19 protein-coding genes are annotated in these 20,699 nt (G+C 70.6%); 10 read left to right on the forward strand and 9 right to left on the reverse strand.

The annotated features are described in order from the left end of the window. The first annotated feature begins 10 nt into the window (after positions 1 to 10). Positions 11 to 1,060 carry a biotin/lipoate A/B protein ligase family protein gene (locus tag NBY69_RS35760; RefSeq protein WP_250306438.1) on the forward strand — a complete coding sequence of 350 codons (1,050 nt, stop codon included), beginning with the start codon at positions 11 to 13 and terminating at the stop codon, positions 1,058 to 1,060. A 169-nt stretch (positions 1,061 to 1,229) separates the two neighbouring features. On the opposite strand, the gene NBY69_RS35765 is transcribed toward NBY69_RS35760, so the two are convergent. Next, positions 1,230 to 2,120 (reverse strand): LysR family transcriptional regulator, encoded by an 891-nt coding sequence (locus NBY69_RS35765; RefSeq protein WP_250306439.1) that lies wholly within the window; start codon positions 2,118 to 2,120, stop codon positions 1,230 to 1,232. Positions 2,121 to 2,303: 183 nt separating this feature from the next. On the opposite strand from NBY69_RS35765, the gene NBY69_RS35770 reads away from it, so the two are divergent. Then, positions 2,304 to 2,663 carry an SH3 domain-containing protein gene (locus NBY69_RS35770; RefSeq protein WP_250306440.1) on the forward strand — a complete coding sequence of 120 codons (360 nt, stop codon included), beginning with the start codon at positions 2,304 to 2,306 and terminating at the stop codon, positions 2,661 to 2,663. 165 nt (positions 2,664 to 2,828) lie between these two features. On the opposite strand, the gene NBY69_RS35775 is transcribed toward NBY69_RS35770, so the two are convergent. The 8 genes from NBY69_RS35775 to NBY69_RS35810 form a co-directional block, all read right to left on the reverse strand. Further along, entirely contained in the window at positions 2,829 to 3,836 is a 1,008-nt protein-coding gene (locus tag NBY69_RS35775; protein ID WP_250306441.1) for a TIGR03842 family LLM class F420-dependent oxidoreductase, read from the reverse strand. A gap of 404 nt (positions 3,837 to 4,240) precedes the next feature. Further along, positions 4,241 to 5,188 carry a sugar kinase gene (locus NBY69_RS35780; protein WP_308409520.1) on the reverse strand — a complete coding sequence of 316 codons (948 nt, stop codon included), beginning with the start codon at positions 5,186 to 5,188 and terminating at the stop codon, positions 4,241 to 4,243. A gap of 50 nt (positions 5,189 to 5,238) precedes the next feature. Further along, a complete protein-coding gene (locus NBY69_RS35785; protein ID WP_250306442.1) occupies positions 5,239 to 5,892 on the reverse strand; it encodes a bifunctional 4-hydroxy-2-oxoglutarate aldolase/2-dehydro-3-deoxy-phosphogluconate aldolase in 654 nt (217 codons plus the stop codon). Then, on the reverse strand, positions 5,880 to 6,758 hold the full coding sequence (locus tag NBY69_RS35790; protein WP_250306443.1) for a hypothetical protein: 879 nt from the start codon (positions 6,756 to 6,758) through the stop codon (positions 5,880 to 5,882). The genes NBY69_RS35785 and NBY69_RS35790 overlap by 13 nt, the downstream gene beginning before the upstream one ends. A gap of 5 nt (positions 6,759 to 6,763) precedes the next feature. Continuing rightward, positions 6,764 to 7,909, reverse strand: coding sequence for a galactonate dehydratase (gene dgoD, locus NBY69_RS35795; protein ID WP_250306444.1), 1,146 nt, complete (start codon positions 7,907 to 7,909; stop codon positions 6,764 to 6,766). Next, positions 7,906 to 8,649, reverse strand: coding sequence for a FadR/GntR family transcriptional regulator (locus NBY69_RS35800; protein ID WP_250306445.1), 744 nt, complete (start codon positions 8,647 to 8,649; stop codon positions 7,906 to 7,908). The genes dgoD and NBY69_RS35800 overlap by 4 nt, the downstream gene beginning before the upstream one ends. A 40-nt stretch (positions 8,650 to 8,689) precedes the next feature. Further along, a complete protein-coding gene (locus NBY69_RS35805; protein WP_250306446.1) occupies positions 8,690 to 9,448 on the reverse strand; it encodes an SDR family NAD(P)-dependent oxidoreductase in 759 nt (252 codons plus the stop codon). A 186-nt stretch (positions 9,449 to 9,634) separates the two neighbouring features. Continuing rightward, complete coding sequence (locus tag NBY69_RS35810; RefSeq protein WP_250306447.1) at positions 9,635 to 11,854, reverse strand: right-handed parallel beta-helix repeat-containing protein; 2,220 nt, start codon at positions 11,852 to 11,854, stop codon at positions 9,635 to 9,637. A 307-nt stretch (positions 11,855 to 12,161) separates the two neighbouring features. On the opposite strand from NBY69_RS35810, the gene NBY69_RS35815 reads away from it, so the two are divergent. From NBY69_RS35815 to NBY69_RS35850, 8 genes are read left to right on the forward strand one after another with little or no spacing between them, the layout of a single operon-like run. Continuing rightward, the gene (locus NBY69_RS35815; protein WP_250306449.1) at positions 12,162 to 13,421 is read left to right on the forward strand and encodes an ABC transporter substrate-binding protein; all 1,260 of its coding nucleotides are present in this window, start codon (positions 12,162 to 12,164) and stop codon (positions 13,419 to 13,421) included. Next, positions 13,408 to 14,388 carry a carbohydrate ABC transporter permease gene (locus NBY69_RS35820; protein WP_250306450.1) on the forward strand — a complete coding sequence of 327 codons (981 nt, stop codon included), beginning with the start codon at positions 13,408 to 13,410 and terminating at the stop codon, positions 14,386 to 14,388. The genes NBY69_RS35815 and NBY69_RS35820 overlap by 14 nt, the downstream gene beginning before the upstream one ends. Next, on the forward strand, positions 14,385 to 15,221 hold the full coding sequence (locus NBY69_RS35825; RefSeq protein WP_250306451.1) for a carbohydrate ABC transporter permease: 837 nt from the start codon (positions 14,385 to 14,387) through the stop codon (positions 15,219 to 15,221). The genes NBY69_RS35820 and NBY69_RS35825 overlap by 4 nt, the downstream gene beginning before the upstream one ends. 2 nt (positions 15,222 to 15,223) lie before the next feature. Continuing rightward, on the forward strand, positions 15,224 to 17,182 hold the full coding sequence (locus NBY69_RS35830; RefSeq protein ID WP_250306452.1) for a hypothetical protein: 1,959 nt from the start codon (positions 15,224 to 15,226) through the stop codon (positions 17,180 to 17,182). Next, positions 17,169 to 17,957 carry a ribonuclease activity regulator RraA gene (locus tag NBY69_RS35835; RefSeq protein WP_250306453.1) on the forward strand — a complete coding sequence of 263 codons (789 nt, stop codon included), beginning with the start codon at positions 17,169 to 17,171 and terminating at the stop codon, positions 17,955 to 17,957. Before NBY69_RS35830 ends, NBY69_RS35835 begins: the two co-directional genes overlap by 14 nt. Next, positions 17,954 to 18,892, forward strand: a complete 939-nt coding sequence (locus tag NBY69_RS35840) for an aldo/keto reductase (protein ID WP_250306485.1) — start codon at positions 17,954 to 17,956, stop codon at positions 18,890 to 18,892. Before NBY69_RS35835 ends, NBY69_RS35840 begins: the two co-directional genes overlap by 4 nt. After that, positions 18,889 to 19,770, forward strand: a complete 882-nt coding sequence (locus tag NBY69_RS35845; RefSeq protein ID WP_250306454.1) for an amidohydrolase — start codon at positions 18,889 to 18,891, stop codon at positions 19,768 to 19,770. Before NBY69_RS35840 ends, NBY69_RS35845 begins: the two co-directional genes overlap by 4 nt. After that, entirely contained in the window at positions 19,770 to 20,450 is a 681-nt protein-coding gene (locus tag NBY69_RS35850) for a GntR family transcriptional regulator (RefSeq protein WP_250306456.1), read from the forward strand. Before NBY69_RS35845 ends, NBY69_RS35850 begins: the two co-directional genes overlap by 1 nt. Positions 20,451 to 20,699: the final 249 nt, after the last annotated feature.

The following is a 20,699-nucleotide window of genomic DNA, read 5'->3' on the forward strand; positions in this document are numbered from 1 at the left end:
AGGAGTCGCGGTGCACGGTGAGTACAAGGTTCCCGGCGGCAAGCTCGTCGTGGTCGACCTGGACGTCGAGGGCGGCGCGCTGCGCAACGTACGGGTGGCCGGGGACTTCTTCCTGGAGCCGGACGAGGCGATCCTGATGATCGACGCCGCGCTGGAAGGCGCCCCGGCCAACACCGACGCCGCGGGGCTCGCCGCCCGCGTCACGGCGGCGCTGCCCGACTCCACCGTGATGCTGGGCCTCTCGGCGGAGGGCGTCGCCATCGCCGTACGCCGGGCCCTGGCCCACGCCACCGAGTGGAGCGACCACGACTGGCAACTGATCCACGACCGCCCGCAGTCCCCCGCCCTCCACATGGCCCTGGACGAGGTCATCACCGCCGAGGTCGCCGCCGGACGGCGCCCGCCGACGCTCCGGGTCTGGGAGTGGGACTCCCCCGCCGTGATCATCGGCAGCTTCCAGTCGCTGCGCAACGAGGTCGACCCGGCCGGGGCCGAGCGCCATGGCATCACCGTCGTCCGGCGGGTGTCCGGCGGCGGGGCGATGTTCGTGGAGCCGAAGAGCACCATCACGTACTCCCTGTCCGTCCCGGAGTCCCTGGTGTCCGGTCTGTCGTACGCCGACAGTTACGCGTACCTGGACGACTGGGTTCTCGGCGCGCTCTCCGACATGGGCATCAAGGCCTGGTACCAGCCGCTCAACGACATCGCCACCGAGGCGGGCAAGATCGCGGGCGCCGCACAGAAGCGCATCGCGGGCGGCGGGGTGCTGCACCACGTGACGATGGCGTACGACATCGACGCCGACAAGATGCTCGACGTGCTGCGCATCGGCAAGGAGAAGCTCTCCGACAAGGGCACCAAGAGCGCCAAGAAGCGCGTCGACCCGCTGGCCCGGCAGACGGGCCTGCCGCGCGAGGCGGTCATCGAGCGGATGATCGCCTCCTTCCGCAGCCGCTACGGGCTCACCGAGAGCACGGTGACGGGCGAAGAGATGGCGCGGGCACGGGAGTTGGCGGAGACCAAGTTCAGCACGGCGGAGTGGACGGCGCGCGTGCCGTAGGCCTGTCCGGCAGCATCCCGCCCGGCTCACAGCGGCCGGGCGGGATGCTGCCGTCATGCGGCGCCCGCGTCCGCCCCGCTCCGTAATCACGTTCGTGGCTTGCGGCAGCGGGCATCGCAACCCGCCGCTCCGCACTCCCGCAGCAATATCGCATGTGTCCGGCATTGGGTCACCCTGCCCGCCTGCCCGCGTCCTGTGCCGCCCGCGCGAGCGCGCGGACGAGACCTGTCTCTCCGGCCGTCGGCCAGATCAGGACCCAGCTGCCCGTCGGGACGTCGTACGGGCGGAGATACCGGAGGCCGGGCCACTGGTAGTAGCGGGCGGCGTCGCCGTGGACGAGGCAGATCGCCTCGCCCGCCGCGACCACGGCGGCGACCTCCTGGAACGTGGAGACCTTCGGGCCACGCCGGATGGGCCGGCCGCCGGGGGTGTGGGTGGGGACGAGCACCTGCTGCCAGTACTCCGGGATGGGCAGCGCGGACTGTGGCAGGCACCATTCGGCCAGGTCCTCCATGCCGACCTCATCACGAGAGGTGAGGGGATGATCACTGGCGACCATGAGGATCAGGGGTTCGGAACCGACCAGCGGACCGACGGTGAGGTCCGGCTCACGGACCGGCAGCCAGGAGGTCGCCACCTCGACCGAGCCGTCCCGGAGGGGGCCGAAGGGGTCGGTGAAGTGGATCTCCTGGATGCGGATGTCCACCTCGGGATGCCGGGCGCGGAAGAGATCGATGATGTGCGCACACTCGTGCGCCTGGGCTCCGTGCAACCCGAGGGTCAGCGTGCTGGTGGCTCCGCGGGCAGTCGCGGTGGCCGCACGGGTACCGTCGAGTATTCGTTGGTAGCCCACGCTGAGGTCCTCGCGTAGCTGAGCTCCGATAGGGGTGAGTTCGACCCGGCGGCTGCTGCGGGCGAACAGGCGCGCGCCGATCCGTCGCTCCTGTTTGGCGATCACCTGGCTCACCCGCGCCTGCGACACGTGCAGGCGGTCCGCGGTCCGGCCGAAGTGCAGCTCCTCGGCCAGCGTCAGAAAAATCTCGATGTCTCGCAGCTCCACCCGAGTGCCCCCCAGCCCCCACCACATAACTGTGGGGTTATCAGACCATGTACAGCTGACAATTGTTCGCCCCCCTTCCCCCACCGCATCCTGAGGCAGGTCCTCCTCCGAGCACACCGCTCAGAGGAGGTCGTCAGAACCTCGCGCCGCCGCCCGGTGGCCGATCATCGAATGGGGAACACGATGAGACACAAGTTGCTGACCGGATTCGCTCTGCCCGTCCTGGCCGTCTCGGCCACCCTCGTCTCCGCCCCGACCGCAGGCGCAGCGACCGCCACAGCCGCGGCGTGTACGCATCCGGGGTGGGCGAACAAGGATGCCGGCTACGGGTACGTGTCCGGCAGCTCCGCGCCGCTGCGCACCGGTCCGAACGCCGACTGCCCCACCACGGCCACGATCTACGGTGCGAAGCTCTACTACCACTGCTACGTGTACAACTCCGCGGGCAACACGTGGACCCACGCGCGCATCGAGGGCACCGAGATCAGCGGCTGGATCTACGACGGCAACCTGGACGACGGCGGGGCAACCAAACCCTGCTGACGGGCCGGGCCACTGAGTGGGAATACGCTCTTTCTGCGCGCCCCCGCTCGTGTGTCGAAGCCCTCAAGTGCGCTGTGGCCTCCCGGCAGGTGGCGGGAGGCCACAGCGCACTGCTGCGGGGGACGCCGTTGCGGCAGGCTCCTCGCCCTGACGATCCGCTGGACCTCAGTGGGATCCGTTGAGCGCCGGAATGACGTGTTCGCCGTACGCGTCGATGACCGCCTCCCGGGCGTCGTGCATCGCGTACACCGCGAACTGGTCCACGCCCAGGTCCCGCAGTGCCCGGAGCTTCTCGACGTGGGCCTCGACGGGGCCGAGCAGACAGAAGCGGTCCACGATCTCGTCGGGCACGAACGCGGCGTCGGGGTTGCCGCTGCGGCCGTGGTGGCTGTAGTCGTACCCCTCACGCTGCTCGATGTACGCGGTGAGCGCCTCCGGGACCAGCCCGGAGTGCGCTCCGTAGCGGGCCACCAGGTCGGCGACGTGGTTGCCGACCATCCCGCCGAACCAGCGGCACTGTTCGCGGGCGTGCGCGAGGTCGTCACCGACGTAGGCGGGCGCGGCGACGCAGATCGTCACCGCGTCCGGGTCGCGGCCCGCGTCGGACGCCGCCGTCCGCACCGCGGTGACCATCGACGCGGTGAGGAAGGGGTCGGCGAGCTGGAGGATGAAGCCGTCGGCCCGCTGCCCGGCCAGGGCGAGCGCCTTGGGACCGTAGGCTCCCATCCAGACGGGCAGTTTCCCGTCCTTCACCCAGCCGAGCCGTACGGTCCGGCCGTCGACCCCGGCCTCGCGTCCCTCGGCGAGGTCGCGGATGACACCGATCGCCTCGCCCAGCGTGGCCAGGGTGTCGGGCTTGCGGCCCGCGACCCGCATCGCCGAGTCGCCGCGGCCGATCCCGCAGACCGTGCGGTTGCCGTACATCTCGTTGAGCGTGGCGAAGGTGGAGGCGGTGACCTCCCACGTCCGGGTGGACGGGTTGGTGACCATGGGCCCGACGACGAGATCGGTGGTGTGCTCCAGGATGCGGCTGTAGATGACGAACGGCTCCTGCCAGAGCACGGCGGAGTCGAAGGTCCAGCCGTGGCTGAAGCCGTTGCGCTCGGCGCGCCGCATCAGTTCCACGACGGCCGATGCGGGCGGATCGGTCTGCAGGACGAGGCCGAAGTCCATGACGGGGCTCCTTGTCCGGGTGCGGGGATCCGGGTGCGCGAACCCCGGCGCGGGGATCCGGTACGCGAATCCAGGTGCGTGCTGCGGCGCGCGGGTGGGGCGGGTCAGGAACTGGCAGGTGGCCCGCACACGGGCAGAGGTGCTGGGGGCGCCGCCCTTGAGTGACGTGCTCCGGCGGATCGTTCCACATGAGGCAGCACCGAACCTTGTGCAACGCCGCCCCGAACGCGAGTAGGGGGACGATTCTGGACCGCTGTCCGGGCTTTGGGAAGAGGTCCCGCACGCGCCCACCGGTCCTCCGTGAGCACGGGCGGCGCCGAGCGCTCCTGGCTGGTGAACGAGGTTCCGGAACCGCGGCCGGTTTCCGCGGAGCGCACCCGGCGCCGCGGAAACCGATCGCCGGGTCACTCGCCTTCTGCCCACTCCCCGGGGGCCGCGTCGAGCAGTTCGGCAAGGCGGGCCCGGTTGGGCAGCGGGCCGTGGTCGCCGGGCACCCGCAGTGCCGCGCCCGCCGTCAGATGCCCCAGCCGCAGCGCCCGTACGGTGTCCTCGCCCCGCAGCAGCCCGGCGAGGAACCCGGCCGCGAACGCGTCACCGGCGCCCACCGGTTCGACGACTTCGACCCTGCGCGCGGGCACGGTGTGGACCCCGGCTCCGTCGAAGGCGGTGGCGGCCCGCGCACCGTCCTTGACGACGAGAACGGGCGGCTGTGGCAGCAGGTCCCGTACGGCAGCGGCGTCGGTCAGTCCCTCTCCCCACAAGGCCTGCGCCTCGTCGAGGCCCACGAACGTGATGTCCGCCCGCCGGGCGAGCCCGAGCAGCACGGTGGCCGCCGCACCGTCCGCCCACAGAGCGGCCCGGTAGTTGACGTCGAGACTCACCGGGCACGGGCGTTCGGCGAGGCCGGGCTCCAGCAGCGCGGTGACCAGGTCCCGGCAGCCCGCCGAGAGCGCCGGGGTGATGCCGCTCAGGTGGATGAGCCCGGCGGAGCGCACGGCCTCGTCGTCCAGGAGGTCCGGGGTCATGGCCGAGGCGGCGGAGCCGCGGCGGTAGTAGTGGACCCGGGTGCTCTCGGTGCCGGGGTCCTTGACGAGGAGTCCGGTCGGGCGGTCCGGGTCGGTGCGTACGCCGCTGACATCGACCCCGGACGCGGCCACCTCGGCGCGGATCCGGCGTCCGAACGGGTCGTCACCCAGCGCGGAGACCCAACGGGCGGGCACCCCGTGATCGGCGAGGTACATCGCCACGTTGGACTCGGCGCCCGCGATCCGGATCCCGAGCAGACCGGCGCCGTCCAGCGGGCCGGTGGGTTCGGGAACCAGCGCGGCCATGGTCTCGCCGATACAGGTCACCGGTCCCGCCACCGGTCGCCGGCCGGATCCGGAGGGCGTGTGCGTCACCGTCACTCGGTTCCGCCCGCGTCCCCGGAGGTGGCGGCGCCCACGGCGTCGCGGAAGGCGCGCGCCCGCTCGCGGAGGGCGTCGAGGCTGCCGCCGTCGGCCGCGTCACCGATCAGCGGCGAGCCGACACCCACCGCGGTGGCCCCGTACGCGAGGTAGGTCCGGGCCACGTCGGCGTCCACTCCCCCGACCGGCACGAACGGCGCGTCCGGGAACGGCCCGTGCAGCGCCTTCAGATATCCCGGGCCACCGGCCTGCGCCGCAGGAAAGATCTTGAACGCGTCGGCGCCGAGGCGCTGTGCGGCGACGATGTCGGTAGGGGTCATCACCCCGCCGAGCACGGGCAGCCCGAGCCGTTTGGCCTCCGTGACGGCTTCGCAGACCGCAGGGGTGACGACGAAGTCGGCTCCCGCGTCGCGTACCGCCTGTGCGTCCTGCGCGGTCAGTACGGTGCCTGCGCCCAGGGGTGCGGCGGGGCCCAGTTCGGCGCGGGCCCGGCGGATGACGTCGAGTGCGTCCCGTCCGCTCAGAGAGACCTCGATGAGCGGGAGTTCCTCCTCCGCCAGGGTCAGTACGGTCCTGAGCGCGGCGTCCGCGTCGTCGCCGCGCACGATGGCGACGATCCGGTGGGTGCGCAGCGCGGTCAGCAGATCCACGGGCGGGTTTCCTTCCTGTCTGTGTCTTCCGGTGCCGTGTCGGCTTCCGGTTCCGTGCGGGGCGCTGGTGGTGCGCACGGCTCAGATGTCTGCGCGGTCAGGGTGAGACGCCAGCGGACCTCGCCACTGGGTGGGACGCACGCGGCGTCCCCGTCCCCTGCGGCCGCCAGGTCGAAGACCCGGCCGAGCATCGGCTCGACCCCGACGGACCGGTACGGCTCCTGCTCGGGGAAGCCGCCGAGGTTGCGCCACACCGCCACGGACACCGGCTGCCCCTCCGCTTCGACGGCCATGCGCAAGGTGGCCGCGCCGTCGCGTACGTACACCTGCGGGGTGTCGACGACGGCGCCGACGGCCGTCCCGTCGTCCGGCCCGAGCCGGTCGAGCCCTCCCGTCCGTCCGGGCTGCGACGGCCAGGAGCAGGGGATCCACCGGGCGCCGCCGTCGGGGTAGAGGCGGGTCGGCGTTCCGTCCCTGATCCCGATACGGGCCTCCTCCGAGAGAGCGAGCAGCGCGTGCGCGGCCCACAGGAAGCGGTAGCCGGGTTCGGCCGTGAGCCGGTAGTCGGCCACTGCGCGGTCCCCGTCGCTGCGGATCCGGCGGCTGAGCCGGAAGTCCGGGCAGTCGACGGACTCGGTGCCGTCGGACCGCTGCCAGGGCCGGGTCCAGGCAGCGCCGTGGTCGGGTGTGCCGCGTACGGTCGGTACGCATTCCTCCAGTCCACCGGCGTCGGCGAAGGCGTCGCCCGGAACGGCGCCGGGGCGGCGTGGCTCGTCGCGGTGCCAGAGCCATTCGCGGCCGGCGGCACGCAGGGACGTCCACCGTCCGCCGTGGGCCGGGTCGGTCTCGATGCGGGGAGCTGTCACCGTGCTCACCACTCGGCGAAGGCGCCGTCGTCGTGCCTCCACACCGGGTTGCGCCAGGCGTGCCCGGTCCGGTCGGCCGCGCGTACGGCCTTCTCGTCGACGGTGACGCCGAGCCCCGGCAGGTCCGTGCGCCGCGCCCGTCCGCCGACGAAGCGGAAGGGTTCGGTGTCGACCACGTACGACAGCAGGTCGGCGTCCTTGTTGTAGTGGATGCCCCGGCTCTGTTCCTGGATGAGGAAGTTCGGGGTGGCGAAGGCGACCTGGAGGCTGGCGGCGAGCGCGATGGGGCCGAGGGGGCAGTGCGGGGCGAGCTGTGCCCCGTAGGTCTCGGCGAGCGAGGCGATGCGGTGGACCTCGGAGATGCCCCCGGCGTGCGAGAGGTCCGGCTGGGCGACCGCGATGCCGGCCGTGAGTGCGGGCAGGAACTCGGCGCGCCCGTAGAGCCGTTCGCCGGTGGCGATGGGTATGGAGGTGCCGGCGACCAGGGAGGGCAGCAGGTGTCCCTGGTCGGGAAGGAGGGGTTCCTCCACGAACAGCGGGTGCAGGGGCTCGATGGCGTGCAGGACACGGCGCGCGCCGGCCGGTCCGAATCTGCCGTGCATGTCGATGGCCACGTCACGGCCGGGGCCGAGAACCGCGCGGGCGGCGGCCACCCGGTCGACGACGCCGGCGGTCTCGGCGGGGGTGGGGAGAGGTGAGGTGCGGCCTGCCGCGTTCATCTTGACGGCGGTGAAGCCGGCCTCGACCTGGGCGGTGATCTGTTCGGTGAGCTCGGCGGGTTCGTCGCCGCCGACCCAGGCGTAGACCCGCACCTCGTCGCGGACCGGGCCGCCGAGCAGGGCGTGGACGGGGGCGCCGTAGGACTTGCCGGCGATGTCCCACAGCGCCTGGTCGATGCCGGCGACGGCGCTGGAGAGTACCGGGCCGCCCCGGTAGAAGCCGCCCTTGCTGAGCACCTGCCAGTGGTCCTGGATACGCAGCGGATCCTGGCCGATCAGGTATTCGGCGAGGACGTCGACGGCGGTACGGACCACTTCGGCCCGGCCCTCGACCACGGGTTCGCCCCAGCCGACGACGCCTTCGTCGGTCTCGATCCGGCAGAACAGCCAGCGGGGCGGTACGAGAAAGGTCTCGATACGCGTGATCTTCACAGGGCCGTGGTCCCCTCGTCTGCGGCAGGTCGGCTTCCGTGCGCCCGGTCGAGGTCGCGTACGGCCTGGTCGAGCAGAGCCCGCATGGCGCGTTCGGCCGCGGCCGGGTCCTGGTCGCGTACGGCGTCCAGGACGGCACGGTGGCTGGGTACGGGGTCCTCGCCGTGCGGCGAGGAGTGCACGATCTCGTCGCGGTGCGCGAGGCCGGACTCGATGACCATCTCCATACGGTCCAGCAGTTCGTTGTGGGTGGCCGCGAGGAGCGCGCGGTGGAAAGCGAGGTCCGCCTCGACCGCGTGGGTCGCGCCGCCCTCCTGCTCGCTCATGGCGGTCAGGGCCGCTTCGAGGGCCGCGAGGTCGGTGTCGGTGCGGCGTTCGGCGGCCAGCCGGACGGCGGCCGGCTCGATGATGCCGCGGACCTCACCGAGATCGCGCAGCAGCCCGAGGTCGGTACCCGTCCCGGTGGCGACCGCGAACTGCCAGCGCAGCACATCCGCGTCCAGGAGGTTCCAGTCGGAGCGGGCGCGGACGAAGGTTCCGCGCTTCTGGCGGGCATCGACCATTCCCTTGGCCGCCAGGACCTTCAGGGATTCGCGCAGGGTGGTCAGGCTGACGTCCAACTCGCCCTGCAGCGTCACCAGGTCGAGGGTCGCCCCCTCGGGAATCTCGCCACTCAGCACCCGGCGCGCGAGAGTCTCCACGGTCTGGCCGTGCACTCCGCGACGCGCGTATGGCGTCATGTCTGTGTGCCTTTCTGATGTGCGTCGGGTACGGCGCCGGTCAGGCCGAGGCCTTCAGGACGGACCAGCCGCCGTCGACGAGCAGACTGGATCCCGTGATGTAGGACGCCTCGTCGGCAGCGAGGAACGCGATGGCTGCCGCTGCCTCCTGGGGCGTTCCGAAGCGCTGCGCGGCGGTCTCGGTGACGCTCTTCCTGCGGTCCTCCTCCGACACCCGGTCCCAGGCCGCGGTGAGGATGGGACCCGGCAGTACCGCGTTGACCCGCACCTCGGGCCCGTACTCCACCGCGAGTTGTCCGCACAGGGAGAGCAGCGCGCCCTTGGACGCCGCGTAGGCGGGGTGCCCGGGGATGCCCTTGTGGGCGTGGACGGAGGAGGTGACCACCACCGCGCCGCGCTGTTCACGCAGGTCGGGCAGGACCGCGCGGAAGCCGAGGAACGCCCCGGTGAGATTCACCGCGAGCTGGCGCTCCCACGAGGCGACGGTCATGTCGTGCGCGGGGGTGACGTCGACCGTGTAGGCGTTGCTCACCAGGACGCCGACGGGGCCGAAGGTGTGTGCCGCGGAGACGATCCGTGCCCAGTCGCCCTCGTCCGAGACGTCCGCGCGGACGAAGACGGCCCGGCCGCCCTGTGCGCGGATACCGGCTGCGACGTTCTCGCCGGGGTCCGCGGCGATGTCGGCGAGGACCACCGCGGCGCCTTCCTCGGCGAGCCGTTCGGCGGTGGCCGCCCCGATGCCCGAGGCGGCTCCGGTGACCACGGCCACCTTGTCGGCGAAGCGGGTGTTTCCGTTCATGGGGCGGGGTCGACTCCTCGGGTGGTGGACTCGGGTGGTGAAGCGGTCGGCTCGGTGCGGTGGTGCGCGTAGGACTCCGCCGACGCGCCCACGGCACGGGGTCCGGCCTCCTGACCCAGGCGGCCGGACCCCTCGTTCCGCTGGTACAGCCTGACGGGGCAACCGGGCCACCGTCAAGATTAATTACTAATTTATCTTCCGGCTTCGGCCCGGACGGCGTCCCGGACGGTGGCTCCCGGTCGCACGGTTCGCGTCGAGCCCGATCCGGTCCATGGGTATCCGCTGGTAGCCGGAGAGCTGAGCGGCGATCACGTCGTCGTTGCCCAGGGTCGGCTTCCCGTCCACGACCGTCACGACGCCGGGGTCGGCGGTGAGTGTCAGGTTGTGGTCGACCGTTCCGTACGTGCGCGCGGACGGGGCGATGCTCAGCGCGGGGACGGAGCAGAGCGCGTTGTACTCGACGACGTCGTACTTCGGGTACGCCGGCTGGTCGTCGGCGATGGTCACGAGGTGCGGATAGCGCGTCCGCCACGGCTCCTGCTGGTAGGGAACGGCGGCCAGCAGGTCGTACATCCCCCACGCGCCGCCGGGTGCCAGGTCCCCCGCCGCCCAGTTGAGTCCCCGTTCGTCGAGCGTCACCGAGTGGCTGGACGACAGGATGATGTTGTTGCTGATGGTGTTGTCCCGGCCGCCGCCGATCTGGAAGGCGGTGTCGACCTTGTAGAAGATGTTGCCGAACGCGGTCGTGCCGCAGAAGCAGTCGTCGAGGTAGATGCCCGAGGCGAAGAGGGACCCGCCGCTGCCCACGATGTCGTGCAGGAAGTTGTAGCGGATGACCGTGCCGCGTCCGGTCCACTCCCGGCCCGCGTAGATGGCCCCTGCGTCGTTGGTCTCCTTCACCACGTCGTTGATCTCGTTGTACTCGATCACGTGGTCGTTGCCGCGGAAGACGATGGCGACGTGCGGCGCATCGTAGATGTGGTTGTTGGCCACATGGTTTCCGACACCGGCGAGTTCGACCGCGGGGCTGTACGTCAGCTGGAGGCGGCTGTAGTCGTGGATCTCGTTGCCCACCACCCGGTTGTTCGCCGGGGTGAGGGTGGCCCGGTCACCGCCGGCGAGGGCGACGCCACCCTGGCCGGTGGCCTGGATGTGGCAGCCGCGGACCTCGTTGTCCGAACCGCCGCGCGGCCCGGCCGAGACGCTTGAGTCACCGATCGCGACCGCGCGACCGCCCAGGAGCCGCAGGGTGCAGCCCTCGACCGTGTTGGACGTGCCGTCGGTGATGACGATGCCGTCGCTGCGCGACCCCTCGAACGCCAGGTTCGAGAACGTGACGTTCGAGCAGCCGTCGAGGACGGCCATCGGGTCGGCCAGCAGCGACAGTTGCACCGAAGCGCCGGACAGGTCGCTCGGCGGGTACAGGTACAGCTTCCCGGTGGACCGGTCGAGGTACCACTCGCCAGGAGAGTCGAGCTCCTCCAGCACGTTGTAGTAGTAGTAACGCTGGCCCGCCTTGACGCTGTACATGCTGGCGGTCCTGGTGGAGATCGTCTGCGCCGCCGGGTCGATCGCCTTGATCTGGAGGTTGCCGTCGGCCCACTCGTAGAACCAGTAGCCCTGCATCCACACGTCGCTGGTGTCGGCCCAGGTCGACGGCCGGGTGTCGGTGTACTTGAACGTGGCGCCCTTGGCGAACTCGGCGGCCATCTTGTCGGGGTCGCCGAGGACGCTACGGGGGTTCCCGCCCGGGTCGAGGACCTGGCCGGTGGTGAGGAACCCGGTGCTCGGGTAGCGGGCGAGGGTCATCGCCTCGCTGTTGAAGAAGAGTTCGGGTGGGGTGACCGAGCGCGGCAGGCCGTAGCCGGCCTGGACGATCTGGCCGTAGTCGGTGATCCCGAGCGCCTTCAGGTCGAACTCGCGGACGATGTCGCGCGAGCCGGCCGGGAGCCGGTCGCGGATCGCCTCGTCGGTGACCGCCCCGAACCCGGTGGCGGGGAGGTCCACGCCGCCGACGAGCCGGACCTGTTCGCCGTTGTACGCGGCGTAGGTGACCGGCCCGCCCGGTGTACCGGAGTCCCGCGCGTCGAGGGTGAAGCTCTGCGTCCGCCGGTACGTGCCGCCCCGGAGGAAGACGGTCACCGGCGCCGTGGCACGGCCACGGGCCGCCCCCCGCCAGGCGCGGACCGCGTCGCGCGCCTTCTCCAGCGTGGCGAACGGCGCGGCCTGGGTACCCGGGTTCGAGTCCTTCCCGTCCGTAGCCACGAAGAAGGACTTCTGGTCCTCGGCCCGGCCCCGGCGGGCGCCGGTACCGGCGTAGGCCGGCCCGGCGACGAAGGCTGCGGACGCGCCTACGCCGACGGCCCCGGCGGCCTTGAGAAGATCACGTCGCGAGAATCTGGACATGTAGTGCCCTTTCGTAGATACCTACCGGAACCGGGTCCTCGATCCGGGGCGAACAGCGCCTCCGGCCGAGCCCTCGTTACGCGATGCTCCGGCTAATCGATAATCGCTGAGCGCCAAGTAGCGGGTCGGCGGCGGCGCGTGTCAAGGGATCTTTCAAAACCCGCCGCAAGAAACCGAGTTCACACCCCTCGCAGGTTGCGAACAGGTAACGCTGCTGTTGCCAACCCTTGACCGCTGCCCGGAACTTCCCCGATGGTGAGGTCGCTATCGATAAGCGATAAGCGATAAGCGTTCGATGGAGGGTTCGATGGGTTCGGGTTCTCGCCGGCATCTGGTCAAACTGGGTGCTCTCGCCATATCCGCCGCACTGCTCACGGGCTGCTCGACCGGCACCGATTCAGCAGGCGGCGGCAAGAACATCCGCATGCTGGTCAACATCACTCCGGTGCTGACCAAGCAGTTCTACAAGGACCTGGTGGCCGGGTACGTCGCCGATCACCCCGGAGTGAAGGTCACGATCGAGGCGCCCACCGGCAGGGGCATCGAGGACACGCTGAAGCAGCAACTGGCCGCCGGCAGCCCCCCCGACATCCTCGCCGGCGGGCAGAACACGGCTCTCGCCGGACAGATGGCACCGCTGCCCGACGCGCAGTGGGTGAAGGACTCACCGTTCGCGGAGGCGTCCAAACTGGACGGCAAGGTCTGGATGGCCGGGACCGGCGTCCAGCTCCAGTCGCTGGTGTTCTACAACAAGGACGCCTTCACCAAGGCCGGTGTCACCTCGACGCCCAAGACGTTCGACGAGTTCACCGCCGCGCTGCGCAAGCTGAAGAGCGCCGGTTACACGCCGATGCAGACCGGTGGCGAGTGGACCACCGGCGCGCAGGCCCTGATGATGGCCAACCCGAACGTCATGAACACCGAGCCGCAGTGGTACGCGAAGCGGAACAAGGGCTCCGTGACCTTCGCCGGCAGCAACTACGCCAAGTTCCTCGACGTCTACCAGTCCTGGATCAAGGACGGCCTGGTTCCCAAGGACGCCAACGGCATCAAGTACCAGGACATGATCAACAACTTCACCGCCGGCAAGTCGGCGACGATGGTCATGGGCAACTGGCTGGCGGCCTCGCTCGCCGATGCGAAGCCGGGCTTCGACGCGGGCGTGTTCCCCGTGCCCACGTTCGACGGCTCCACGCCGCCGCAGGCCGCCAACCCGGCCATGCCGTACTCGGTGCTCAAGAGCTCCAAGCACACCGCCGAGGCGATCGACCTGGTCAAGTACCTGGTCAGTGACAAGAAGGCGGTCACGAAGGGACTGAGCGCGGAGGGCAACTTCCGTACCGGGTACAGCTACAAGGCCACCCCGCTGACCAACGACATCGCGAAGCTCCTCGACGCCGCCGGCGGCAAGACCGTCGCGATCGGCCCGGGACTGGGCGACAACTCGTCACCGGCGGGCTTCCCCGACGAGCTCAACACCCAGGTCCAGAGCATGTATCTGGGAACGTCGGCGGACAAGGTGGCGGGGGCCATGGACAAGTGGTGGTCCGCGAATGCGCCCAAGTAACGCGACGCTCACCGCTTCTGGACCGTCGGACAACCCGCCGGTCCAGGAGCGCCCCCGTCGCACTCAGCACACTCCCCCGCGCCCGCTGCGCGTACGCGCCGCCCGCAGCCTGTCCAGCATCTTCATGGTCGGCCCCGCACTGGCGGCGGTCGTGGCCTTCATCCTCATCCCCGTCGTGGTCGCCGGACGGCTCAGCTTCACCGACTGGGACGGTTTCTCCGACAGCTACAAATCCCTGGGCCTGGACAACTACGTCCAGCTGTTCCACGACCCGGGCGTGAAGAACGCGGCGTACGTCACGCTCGTGATCGCGGTGGTCGGCACCGTGGCCTGCAACGTCCTCGGTCTGGGCCTCGCGGTCATGCTCAACGGCGAGGGGCGCGTCAAAGCGATACTGCGGGGTCTGTTCTTCTACCCGCACGTGCTCGGCGCGGTCATCATCGGCTTCCTGTGGTCGGCCATCCTGAGCAGTGAGGGAGCCATCAACACGCTCCTGAGCGCCGCGCACCGCTCGAAGATCCCGTTCCTGTCCGATCCTCACTGGGCGCTCGCATCGGTCGTCTTCGTGGTGATCTGGTCGACGTTCGGGGTGAACGTGGTCCTCTACCTGGCCGGGCTGCAGACGATCCCCGAGTCGCTCCTGGAGGCGGCGCGCATCGACGGTGCCTCACGCTGGCAGACGTTCCGCCAGGTCGTGCTGCCGATGCTGGCACCCACGGTGACGATCAACGTGGTCCTCGTACTCGTCCAACTGCTGCGGGTCTACGACCTGGTACTGGCGATGACCGACGGTGGTCCGGCGGGCCACACGCAGACGTACGCGTACCTGGTCCTGTCGGAGTCGTTCCTCAACGGGAAGATCGGCTACGCCTCGGCCCAGAGCATCGTCCTCATGATCGTCATCACGGTGCTCGCCATCGTGGTCGTGGCGCTGCGCCAGCGCAGCGAGAAGGCGGTGGAACAGTGAACCGCAAAGCAGGCAGTCGCGTCGGCTCGGTCATGCTCGGCCTCTTCGCCCTGGTCATGCTGGTGCCGCTGTACCTCGTGATCGTCAACGCGTTCAAGCCGGAGTCGGCGATCCGTCAACGGCCGTTCTCCGCCGCCCCGGGAGTGCTGTCCACGGACCATCTCCGAGCGGCACTGTCGTCACCGGACTACAACATCATCAAGGCGTTCGGCGTCACGGTGATGTTCGTGGTGCTGGTCAACGTGCTGTCCCTGGCCCTGGCCGGGCCGGCCGCCTATGTCATCGCCCGGGGTACCCGCCGGTGGCACAAGGGGATGCTGCTGGTGTTCCTGGCCGGGCTGTTCATCCCCGGGCAGGTCCTGGTCATCCCGGTGATCTACGTGCTGCGCTTCACGGGCCTGATGGGCACGATCCCCGGATTCGTCCTGTACGAGGCGACGTTGACCCTGCCGCTGTCGATGTTCCTGTTCGTGGGCTACATCAAGTCCATCCCCCGGGAGCTCGACGAGGCGGCGCAGATCGACGGCGCGGGCCGGCTGCGCACCTTCTGGCAGGTGATCTTCCCGCTGATGCAGCCGGTCGTGGTCACCGCGATCGTCCTGCACACCATCGGGGTCTGGACGGACTTCGTGAACCCGCAGATCGTGCTGGGCCCGACATCGGGTCTGTACACGGTGATGACCGGCGTGTACTCCGCGATCGGTCTGCACACCACCGACCTGTCCGTGGTCTATCCGACGCTGCTGCTGGCCATCGCGCCGGTGCTGATCTTCTTCGTGATCATGCAGCGCAAGATCGTCGGCGGCCTCACCGCCGGCGCGACGAAGGGATGACCGTGGGCAAGCACATGGTGAGCGTGACGGCGTCCGTGCCGGCCTGCGAACCGCCCGCCTGGGCCGTACTGCAACGGCAGTTGTTCTCCGTACTGGACGAGGCATGGCGGGTCTTCGAGGACCGGTACTGCCACCCCGAGGGCGGGCTGCGCTTCGACGGGGTACTGGAAGGCCGTGACGGGGCGGACGACTTCTACGAGCCGTTCTTCAACTGGCCGATGCTGTACATGCTCGGCGGGTCGGACGACCTGCTCGACGCCAGCAAGAAGCACTGGAACGGCGTCACCCGGCAGCTGTCCGAAGCCGGGTTCCTGGTCGACGAGTACGAGCGCGGGTACGACTGGTTCCACCAGGGCGAGTCGCTGCTGATGTTCTACGGGATCTGCGCGGCCGACCCGTCCGACGACACGTTCCGCCGGCGGGCGCTGCGCTTCGCCGAGCTCTACCTGCCCACCTCGCCCGTCGGCAATGTCGACGGCCCGCGGCGGATCATCACGGCCCCGCACACGGGGGCCGGCGGGCCGCGCCGCGGCGTGGACGAGGGATGGGCGCAGGGGTACGGCGCGGAACTGACCAACATGAAGCCGTACGGCCTGCCGCTGGAGGATCTGCCCGGCATCGACAGCTGGGACGACCTGGCCGACCCCGCCAACGCGCGGCGTATGGGCGAGGCGATGGACCGGCGGCTCGGCGACGGCGACGTCGCGGTGAACCTCGCGTCCACCTCGCTGATCGCCAACGCGTGGCTGTACACGGGCGAGGACCGGTACCGCGACTGGCTCGTCGACTACGTGCAGGCCTGGCGTGACCGGGCCGCCGCCGCGGACGGCATCGTCCCGGACAACGTGGGCCCCTCCGGGGAGGTCGGTGAGCTGCACGACGGCCGCTGGTACGGCGGCTCGTACGGCTGGACCTGGCCGCACGGTCTGCACAGCGTCGGCGCGGTCGCTCTCATCGCGGCCATGAACGCCGCGCTGGTCACCGGCGACGACGCGTGGTTCGACCTGGCCCGCGCCCCACTGGACCGGGTGCTGGAAGAGGCGACGCGCGGGCCGGTCCGTGACGGGGAATCCAGCATGGCCTCGACCTGGCTCCAGCGCCTCGGGCCCGACGCCGACGCCGACCTGCAACTGGTGCCCTACCGGAAGGGCATGCACGGCTGGTTCGACCACCAGCCGCTGCAGATCGCCTTCCCGGCCTGGATCTGGTGGTGCTCCGGCGACCCGCAGGACCGGCAGCGGCTCGACCAGGTGGAGCGCGAGTGCGGCTACGACTGGACGACCGTGCACGCCTTCCGCGACAAGGAGGAGGCCGGGCACGAAGCTCCGTGGCTCGCCTACCTCGACGGCCGCAACCCCGACTACCCGGCGCGCGCCCTCGGCATGGCGCTGGGGCAGGTCGCCCGCAGGATGGCACTCGTCCACGAGGACGCGTCGTCGGTCCGCACCGATGACATCCACTGGTGGCAGCGGCTCAATCCCGTGGTGACCGAGATCCTGGTGCAGCTGACCACCGGCGCGCCCGCCGCCCCCTACAACGGGGGGCTCCAGCAGACCCGGGTGCGCTACTGGGACGCCGACCGCAGCCGTCCCGGCCTGCCGGCCGACGTCGCCGCCCTCGTCGAGGAGCTCGACGAGACCCGGGTCGGCGTCCAGTTGGTCAACCTGAGCAATACGCGCGAGCGGCGTGTGGTCGTACAGGCCGGCGCGTTCGCCGAGGACGGCATCGACCACGTCGTGGTGGACCAGCTCGACGACGGCTATCCCGGCCCGAACCGCGCCTACCGGGCCGATGAGTTCACGACCAGTACCCGGCGCATCGACGTGCACGACAACCACCTTCTGGTGGTCCTGCCGCCGGGGACCCGGCTCGGCCTGTCCATGCAGGTCCGGCGCCACCAATTCACCCCGAGCCACCCCACGTTCGACCGATTCCAGGAGAAGCAGAATGACGACCGATGAACAGGCCCAGCCGGTGTTTCCCCTCCCGGTGCGCGGTGACGCGTACCAGCGGGCCGATGCCGAACTGGTGGGGCAGATGGGCCAGGTGAGCAGCGCCACCGCGTGCGCGAAGCTCCACGGCATGGGCATCAGGCGCACGTGGATGGAGGGGCCGCAGCCCCTCGCGACCGGGCAGAAGATCGCCGGTTCGGCGCTGACGCTCCAGTTCATGCCGCAGCGCGAGGACATCGCCAGCGGCCTGGCCCAGGAGGCCGTCGAGCGCCAGACCGCCCTGTGGGCGGTGCTGGAGGCGGTACAGCCCGGTGACGTCCTCGTCATCCAGGCGTACGGGTCGGCGTTCAGCGGCTGCGTCGGCGACATGCTCGTCCGCTACTTCAAGCGCAAGGGCGGCGCCGGCATCGTCGTCGACGGCCGGATCCGGGACGCTCCTCGGGTCCGCGAGCTCGGCGTGCCGATCTGGTGCACCGGCACCACCCCGCACTACGCCTCCCAGTCGGAGCTGTTCCCCTGGGCGTACGACGTGCCGGTTGCCGCCGGCGGGGTGCTGTGCCTGCCCGGCGACATCGTGGTCGCCGATGACGACGGCGCCGTCGTCGTCCCCCAGGCGACCGCGCCGGAGGTGGTCGCCACGGCCCAGGACCACCAGGAGTGGGAGGTGTTCAGCCGGATGCGGCTCGACCAGGGCGCCCGGCTCGGCAACTACTACCCGCTGACCTCGGAGTCGCGCGCGGAGTACGAGCAGTGGCGCGACCAGCAGCGGTCGTCGCAGCGATGAATCAGGTCTCGGGCCCGGGTGTGCTGGGCCGCACCGGTCTCACGGTCGGCAGGCTCGGCCTGGGCTGTGCGCCCCTGGGCAACCTGTACGAGGCGGTTGCGGAGCAGGACGCCGCCGGCACGGTGCGTGCCGCGCTGGCCGGCGGGACGCGCCTGTTCGACACCGCGCCCCGGTACGGCCACGGCGTGTCCGAACAGCGCCTCGGCCAGGTGCTGGCCGGGGTGCCCAGGTCCGAGGTCGTCGTCGCGACCAAGGTCGGATATCTCCTCACCGACGACGGGGCCGAGCCGGACTTCTCCTATGACGGCACCATGCGGTGCCTGGAGGAGAGCCTGACCCGGCTCGGCCTGGACCGGGTGGACATCGCGCATGTCCACGACCCCGACCACCACGAGCAGGAGGCCCTCGCGGGGGCCTTCCGCGCCCTGGTCGACCTGCGGGAGCAGGGCGTGGTGTCGGCGGTGGGCGCGGGCATGAACCAGAGCGCCATGCTGGAGCGGATCGTCACGCGGGTCGACGTGGACTGCGTGCTGCTGGCCGGCCGGTACACCCTCCTCGACCAGGACGCTCTGACGGGCCTGCTGCCCGCCTGCGAGGCCCGCGGTGTCGGGGTCGTCCTGGGCGGGGTGTACAACTCGGGCCTGCTGGCCGATCCACGGCCAGGCGCGAAGTACGACTACCGGGCTGCCGAGCCGCACCAGGTTGCCGCCGCACTGGCCATCGCGGAGATCTGTGCCCGCCACGGGGTGCCGCTGAAGGCGGCGGCCCTGCAGTTCGGGTGGGGTCATCCTGCCGTGTCCACGCTGGTCGTCGGAGCCAGGACGGCCGATGAAGTGCTGGAGAACCTCGCCATGGCGCAGACCACCGTCCCCGCCGATCTGTGGGCGGAGCTGCGCGCGGCGGGGCTGCTCCCGCAGGAGGTGCCGACGCCGTGACCGCCATCGACGCCCACGTCCACCTGTGGGACCCCGGCCTGCACGACCACGCGTGGCTGCGGTCCGCGGGTGAACTGCACCGCCCCTTCCTCCTCGACGACCTCACGACGGCCGCCGGACCCGTGTCGGCTGTCGTCGTGCAGGCCGGGCGGACCGTGGACGAGGCCCGTTGGCTGCTGGGTCTGGCCGCGCGGTCCGCCCGGCTCGCCGGAGTCGTCGTCCACGCGGATCTCGCCGATCCGTCCGCTGTGGACACGATCGACGCATTGCGTGCGGAGGAAGGGGGTTCGGCGCTGGTCGGGGTCCGTGACCCGGTCGGGGCGGGCGACGGCGCCCGCCTCGGACTGCCCCAGGTGCGGCGCTCACTCGCGGCTCTCGGTGAGCGGGGCCTGACGGTGGATCTGCTGCTGGGCCACGGGACCCTGCCCGAGGCACACGCGGCGGCCAGGGATCTGCCGCAGGTGCGGTTCGTCGTCGACCACGCCGCGATCTCCGCCGTCGACGTACGGCGCGACGGCCTCACGGAGTGGGCCGCGCAGCTGGCGCCACTGGGCCGACTGCCCCACGTGGTATGCAAGTTGTCGGGACTCGGCAAGGCCATCGCCGAACCGGACGGTGTATCCATGGATGCCGTGGCTCGGGTGCTGCTGGACGTGTTCGGGCCGCGCCGGCTCATGTTCGGATCCGACTGGCCGGTCAGCACCCAGTGGTCGGCGTACGAGGATGTGGCCGGGGCCACGGCCCGTGTACTGGGCGGACTGACCACGGACGAGGCCGAGGCAGTACGGGGCGGAACGGCCATCGGGGCCTACGGACTCGATCCGGCGGGCACGTCCGCCACCGGCAGGACGACAATGATGCGGCAGAGGGAGCACTGATGACTGGTCTGAACGATCTGCTCGAACAGAACAGAGGCATGACGTCCGGCGGGCTGCTGTCCGACCGGGTGTACCGACTGCTGCGTTCGGCCATCCTGAGCGGCGAGATGGCGCCGGATCAGCGGATCGTCGAATCCGACATCGCCAAGCGCCTGGGCATCAGCCAGGCTCCCGTGCGCGAGGCCGTCAAACGGCTGGTGCACGAGAGCCTGGTCACTCACGTGCCACGGCTGGGCAGCCGGGTCGCCAGCATCTCGATCGAGCAGGCCGAGCAGGCAAGGGGACTGCGCGGTCTGCTGGAGGAGTTCGCGGCCCGAGCCGCCGCCGAGCGCCGTGCCGAGGGCTACGTCGACCAGCTGAACGCCGTGGTCGACGACATGCGCAAGGCGGTCCTGCACGACGACCCGAGCAGCTTCCGCGACAGCGACATGGCCTTCCACCGCCTCGTCTGCCAGGCCAGCGGCAACCACCTGCTCCCGCGGTTGTGGGAGGTGATGGAGCCCAGTCTCTGGACCCTGCGCGTGGTGTCCAACCCGTTCTACACCGGCAGCCGCGACAAGCTGGTCGACGAACACGCACGCCTGCTCGACATACTCGTCAACGGCCGGGAGGACGAGGCCGCGGAGGCCTTCCGCCGCCACGCGACCGGTACGGCCGGGCCGTCGCAGCACGACGCATAGGACCGTCCGGACGCACCCGGCAGCCGCGCGCGATCCGTACCGCGACCGTGTTCACCCAGTTCCGCGGTGAACGGTACGGGTCGCCCCCTGCGTAACTGAACCGACGTACGTGAACTGGCGTACGTGAACCGGCGTATGAACTGGCTTACGTGAGCGACGCGTTCGCCGGTCACTCCCTTGAACTTTCCTGTCCCGGCACCGACTTGGGTGGCCCGGCCACGGCCCGGCCACCCGATCGCCGCCCCGGCG

It is taken from the genome of Streptomyces sp. A 4/2 (genome assembly GCF_940670765.1).
In the GTDB taxonomy this organism is placed as follows: Bacteria; Actinomycetota; Actinomycetes; order Streptomycetales; family Streptomycetaceae; genus Streptomyces.

Bases quoted from the DNA above. Each gene is read 5' to 3' on its own strand.
- NBY69_RS35770 (WP_250306440.1), top strand. From the start codon at position 2,304: ATGAGACACAAGTTGCTGACCGGATTCGCTCTGCCCGTCCTGGCCGTC.
- NBY69_RS35775 (WP_250306441.1), bottom strand. From the start codon at position 3,836: ATGGACTTCGGCCTCGTCCTGCAGACCGATCCGCCCGCATCGGCCGTC.
- NBY69_RS35800 (WP_250306445.1), bottom strand. From the start codon at position 8,649: ATGACGCCATACGCGCGTCGCGGAGTGCACGGCCAGACCGTGGAGACT.
- NBY69_RS35805 (WP_250306446.1), bottom strand. From the start codon at position 9,448: ATGAACGGAAACACCCGCTTCGCCGACAAGGTGGCCGTGGTCACCGGA.
- NBY69_RS35810 (WP_250306447.1), bottom strand. From the start codon at position 11,854: ATGTCCAGATTCTCGCGACGTGATCTTCTCAAGGCCGCCGGGGCCGTC.
- NBY69_RS35815 (WP_250306449.1), top strand. From the start codon at position 12,162: ATGGGTTCGGGTTCTCGCCGGCATCTGGTCAAACTGGGTGCTCTCGCC.
- NBY69_RS35820 (WP_250306450.1), top strand. From the start codon at position 13,408: ATGCGCCCAAGTAACGCGACGCTCACCGCTTCTGGACCGTCGGACAAC.
- NBY69_RS35835 (WP_250306453.1), top strand. From the start codon at position 17,169: ATGACGACCGATGAACAGGCCCAGCCGGTGTTTCCCCTCCCGGTGCGC.
- NBY69_RS35840 (WP_250306485.1), top strand. From the start codon at position 17,954: ATGAATCAGGTCTCGGGCCCGGGTGTGCTGGGCCGCACCGGTCTCACG.
- NBY69_RS35850 (WP_250306456.1), top strand. From the start codon at position 19,770: ATGACTGGTCTGAACGATCTGCTCGAACAGAACAGAGGCATGACGTCC.